The 4,372-nt window shown below is 59.8% G+C and carries 5 protein-coding genes and 1 pseudogene; 3 read left to right on the top strand and 3 right to left on the bottom strand.

Going from position 1 to position 4,372, the window contains the following annotated elements; all coding sequences use genetic code 11:
• The 3 genes and pseudogenes from QRN54_RS31040 to QRN54_RS31030 form a co-directional block, all read left to right on the top strand.
• Positions 1–646, top strand: a pseudogene (locus QRN54_RS31040) (DUF2637 domain-containing protein); the annotation flags it as partial.
• Positions 647–727: 81 nt separating this feature from the next.
• Positions 728–1,390, top strand: coding sequence for a TetR family transcriptional regulator (locus QRN54_RS31035; protein ID WP_037134772.1), 663 nt, complete (start codon positions 728–730; stop codon positions 1,388–1,390).
• Complete coding sequence (locus tag QRN54_RS31030) at positions 1,387–2,067, top strand: TetR family transcriptional regulator (protein WP_019749801.1); 681 nt, start codon at positions 1,387–1,389, stop codon at positions 2,065–2,067. The genes QRN54_RS31035 and QRN54_RS31030 overlap by 4 nt, the downstream gene beginning before the upstream one ends.
• A gap of 148 nt (positions 2,068–2,215) precedes the next feature.
• Here the strand turns inward: QRN54_RS31030 and QRN54_RS31025 are convergent, their stop codons facing one another.
• From QRN54_RS31025 to QRN54_RS31015, 3 genes are all read right to left on the bottom strand, one after another.
• Positions 2,216–2,749: a hypothetical protein gene (locus QRN54_RS31025; RefSeq protein ID WP_019749802.1), complete on the bottom strand. Its 534-nt coding sequence runs from the start codon at positions 2,747–2,749 to the stop codon at positions 2,216–2,218.
• Positions 2,750–2,839: 90 nt separating this feature from the next.
• The gene (locus QRN54_RS31020; RefSeq protein ID WP_223304651.1) at positions 2,840–3,463 is read right to left on the bottom strand and encodes a recombinase family protein; all 624 of its coding nucleotides are present in this window, start codon (positions 3,461–3,463) and stop codon (positions 2,840–2,842) included.
• Positions 3,464–3,714: 251 nt separating this feature from the next.
• Positions 3,715–4,323, bottom strand: a complete 609-nt coding sequence (locus QRN54_RS31015) for a TetR/AcrR family transcriptional regulator (protein ID WP_285183872.1) — start codon at positions 4,321–4,323, stop codon at positions 3,715–3,717.
• Positions 4,324–4,372 lie beyond the last annotated feature (49 nt).

The raw sequence follows: 4,372 nt of genomic DNA, 5'->3' as shown, positions 1-4,372 counted from the left end.
GCACGGAATCACGATCTTGGTGAAGGCAGTCGGAATGGCGTACGCCGCTTACCGTTCGATCGTCGAAAGTGCCACCGACAGTGAGGATGCAACGAGTATTGCATCTGACCTCACCGTAGGCCGGGGACCGATCCGCGTCCCTCAGCCCCGCGAGAAGATCGCCCACAATATTGCGGAGCCGGAGGAAGAGGATCTAGACGTAGACGCCACAGCGGTGGATGCGAAGGCCGGCAACGAGGACGCTTTTGCGGACTTTGCGGAGCCATTTTTCGTGGACGAAATGACGAATGAAGACGTCGACGACATCCTCGATCCCCAAGACACAGCTACGGAGTTCCCAGCCCGTCGAGACATCGAAGGAACACAGGGCGACACGGAGGCGGGCATAGACGATCTCATGGCCTTCATTGCCGGGTCGGATCTCGCGAAGAACGTGAAGGACACAGCGGTCCGCAAGCTCACGAACCCGAACCTCACGTGGGAAACCATCGCTCTGGAATCGAAGCCGCCTGTCGCGACATCGACCGCATGGCGCCGGTACGAGAAGTTCGATGCCGCAGCGCGAGAAGCAGGCTTCGACAGTCCACCATTGCCCGACCTGCGAGCCGCCGAGAACCCGATGCGCAGCGAACTCGCCACCGTTTGACCCACACCCACCAATAAAGGGGTGGCCCTGGCGGTGCTGTAACACCGTCAGGGCCGATGACCACAGAAAGCACCTGTGACCATGAACAATCATACCGACCGCTCCGAAGGCATTGACCACGGCAAAACCGGCCGACCACCTATGCAGCCACGAGCGAAAATCACCCGAGAAGCGATCCTCGAGGTGTCCGCCACCCTCTTCAGTCGAACCGGGTACGCGGGCACCAGCATCAATGACATCTTGGCGATCTCCGAGACCACCAAAGGTGCGATGTACTTCCACTTCTCGAAGAAGGAATCCATCGCGAGCGAGATGCTCTGCCGCTGGTCCGCCGCAGTCTCCGAGACAGTGGGGAAGGCCGCAGCGACAGGTCAACCCGCCGATCGGCAAGTGATCATGATCTACCGCGAACTCGCCCGCCGCACCCAAACAGAAGCGATCACCCGAGCTGGACTCATCCTGTCCGTCGACAAGTCGCTCAGTGATGCGTGTGCCACCTACGAATCGTGGACCGACGCGATCACACCGATCGTCATAGACGCGATCCGTTCCGGCGCCCTCGACTGCGCGGAAAGCATGTCCAGGCTCGCAGACACTCTCTGCGCCGGATTCGTCGGCGCAGTGCAGGTTGCAGCTAGCCTCGACGAGAACCACACCATCACCAAACGAGTCGACGATCTGCTGCTGATGTGGCGCGGAACCGACCCGGCCGCCGTCCGTATGGTCGAAGGAGCATCCCTGTGAACAGCCCCAACGAACCGGCACACACCACGGAAAGCACTTCCGCCACGCCAACCCGCCCCCGGATCGGGCGCATCCCCGGCAGCAAGAACTCGGCAATGCAGGACCGTGCAGTGCGGACACGAGAAGCGATCATCGCCGTCGCGGCACGGCATTTCGACACCGACGGATACGGCCACACCAGCATCAACACCATCAGCGGTACCGGAAAATTCGCCAAAGGCGCTATGTACTACCACTTCCCATCCAAAGAAGCGATGGCCGAACACCTCATCTCGGACTGGAACCACACCCTCGACGAAACCATCAGCGAAGCACTGGCGGCCGGTTCGAGCAGCACAGCAGGGGAGAAGCTGGCAGCGATCTTTATCTCGCTCGCACAGCACATCGGCGAAGACACCAACCTCCGCGCCGGCATGAAACTCACCCTCGAACCCACCATCAACAACGGCGCAGCATTCGCACACTGGGTCGACGCCATCAGCGACATCATCGAACCCGCCATCACCGCAGGCGAACTCACCGACACCCCCACCACACCCCGACTCGCATGGAACCTCTGCGCCGGCACCCTCGGAGCCGCCCACGCATCCGCAACCTTGCGAGAGGACATCGACCTCGCAACCCGCATCGCAGACGCGGTAACAGCGCAGCTGCGCAACGCACTCATGCCTGCATGACAAAATCTCGTTCGACAGAATCCGATGCGGGCCAATCGAGAGCAACTCAGGCAACGATCGGATCAACCCTTCATCCGTCCGGAGCTATGGGACTGAAGCGAGATGCCCCGGCCAGTGGAGGCCGGGGCATCTTCGCTACCGAACCGGGCTACTTTCCCGGCCCTTCCCTGAGCCCCTGGCCAATGAGGGCGAAGAAGGCGCACTCAACCAACCAAAGCCCCGTCTGCCCCTGATAGGGCAGATCTGCTACCCCATAACTCTCGGCAACAGATCGATTGGGGTCGAAGGCATCTCGCATGATCTGACGAGCGAGTAGCAACTCTGCCTCCGCGATCTGGCCGTCTGGCAGCCCCGGATCCAGGTTGGTCAAAAACGCCCAGTCCACCTGCCCATACAGATTGGGAAAAGACTGACGTATCAACTTGGAAGCCGTCTTGGCGATGTGCTGCGACAGATCCTCGGCGAGGCCGAGTTGTGCGAACACAAAAGCAGTTTCGGCGTCACCAAAGAAGTCCTGCAAACCGAAAACGACTGTCGGATCGAGCAAATGCCGCTCAAGTATCTCGTCAACATTGGCGTGAATTTGCAACGGGTTGAGTACCAAGGACTGTCCGTCGGTGACCGAGGCCTCCCGGTAGTCCGGATCAATAAAACGCGGTAAACCCTTATCTCCGAATGACATAGCTGAACCCCCACCTTGCGGAAAAATAGAACCGTCACCCAATCTACCTAATTGTGAACGTATTTGGGTGGAGTGCGGACAAGGCCGATGTCAAGCAGTTTCCGAAGCCCTACGATCGTGGTCATTGCGCTCAATTCGGGCAAGCTGAATATTCGAATACAGTGCCGAACGCTTCAAACCCGTGTTCTTGCAAAGAGTTTCGATTTTGAACTGTCCGGTTTCGTGCACCTGCAACAGGTACGCACGCTCTTCCGGCGTGAGCTTATGTTGACGGCCTTTCATCTTGCCGGCCGCGGCAGCCGCTGCCACTGCGTCCCTGGTCCGACTTCGGATCAGGTCTGACTCGAATTCGGCCATCAGCCCGAGCACTCCGATGAACATTTTGCCCATCGGATCCGACGGGTCGTAGATCTTCCCGTCGATCGACAACGCAACACCCTTGTCCGCCAGTCGCCCCACCGTTTCGTGGAGATCCTTCGCGGACCGGGAGAGCCGGTCGAGTTTGGTCACGCAAAAGACGTCGCCTTCGCGGGCCGCGTTGATCGCATTGTCGAGCCCGGGCCGTCGAGTCTGCCGGCCACTGATTCCGTGATCGACGTAGACCCGGTCTCGGTCGACTCCCTCCTTGGCGAGAAGCTCGACCTGAATCGACGAATCTTGAGCCGCCGTACTGACCCGTGCGTAGCCGATCTTCATTCCACTCCCGATCGTCACCGTTCACGATGTCCCGCACACAAACTGTCCGTTAGAAACTATGCCATACCGGATTTTTTCAACGGACAACAAAATGGACGGAAGGCGCTGAAATTTCCCCAGGTGAATGTCAGTTTCAGAAGACGGCTGCACGATGTCAGAAGTGCACTGCAGTGCAGCTCCGAGTTCTTGAGCACACGTCCGGCCTTATCCAGTGAGCGCTGCGATCCCTGACTGGATAGCGCATTGATGGTCAAATTTCGCATCAAGTTTTACTGGCCGTCGGTGAGCTGCGGGTCTAGCGTCGCGGCCGGCCGTGGACGGCTGTTGTCGCGCGAAGTGCTCGATCGGACACTTGCGGCATGGGCGGCGAGAAAGTTGTCGACGATTTGGATGCAGTCGTCGGCGTGGATGTGGCGCAGTCCTGTGAGGCGAGCGAACACTATCGGTCCGAGGAGCTGAATGAGGGCGAAGGTGGTGTCGATCTCGCCGAGCACAGTGCGGGCGTCAGGGGCCGTCAGGATCTGATCCAGGGACCTGCGGTATTGCTCTATGACACGGGCCCGAAGCGAGACCACCGCGCCAGGATCGAGATCGCGCCGGCTGGCGTCGCCGCTGTTGACGGGTCCCATTGCCAGCCAGGCCAGCGTGGTCATCTGCACCGGAGCTTGGTCGATGAGGTCGGCCTGGGTGGTGAGCACCGAAATCAGACGTTCGCGTAGCGGACCGGTATCGATATCGATATCGGTGTCGACTGGGGGTAGTAGTCGCTCGAAGGTTGCAGCGAGCAGGTCAGTGGTACTTCCGAAGTGTCGGTACAGAGTGGCACGTGCAACCTTCGACATGCGGGTGACCGCCTCCACGGTGACCGCCTCTGTCAATGGCCACGAAGTTCTCCCCGTAGGCGGCCAGTAGTTCTCCCCGCTGGTG

The sequence above is a fragment of the Rhodococcus sp. MEB032 genome (assembly GCF_030208925.1).
Classification (GTDB): Bacteria; Actinomycetota; Actinomycetes; order Mycobacteriales; family Mycobacteriaceae; genus Rhodococcus_F; species Rhodococcus_F qingshengii.
The sequence above is the reverse complement of the archived record's forward strand: the minus strand, read 5'-3'. Positions and strand labels throughout refer to the sequence as shown.

Bases quoted from the DNA above. Each gene is read 5' to 3' on its own strand.
- QRN54_RS31025 (WP_019749802.1), bottom strand. From the start codon at position 2,749: ATGTCATTCGGAGATAAGGGTTTACCGCGTTTTATTGATCCGGACTAC.
- QRN54_RS31035 (WP_037134772.1), top strand. From the start codon at position 728: ATGAACAATCATACCGACCGCTCCGAAGGCATTGACCACGGCAAAACC.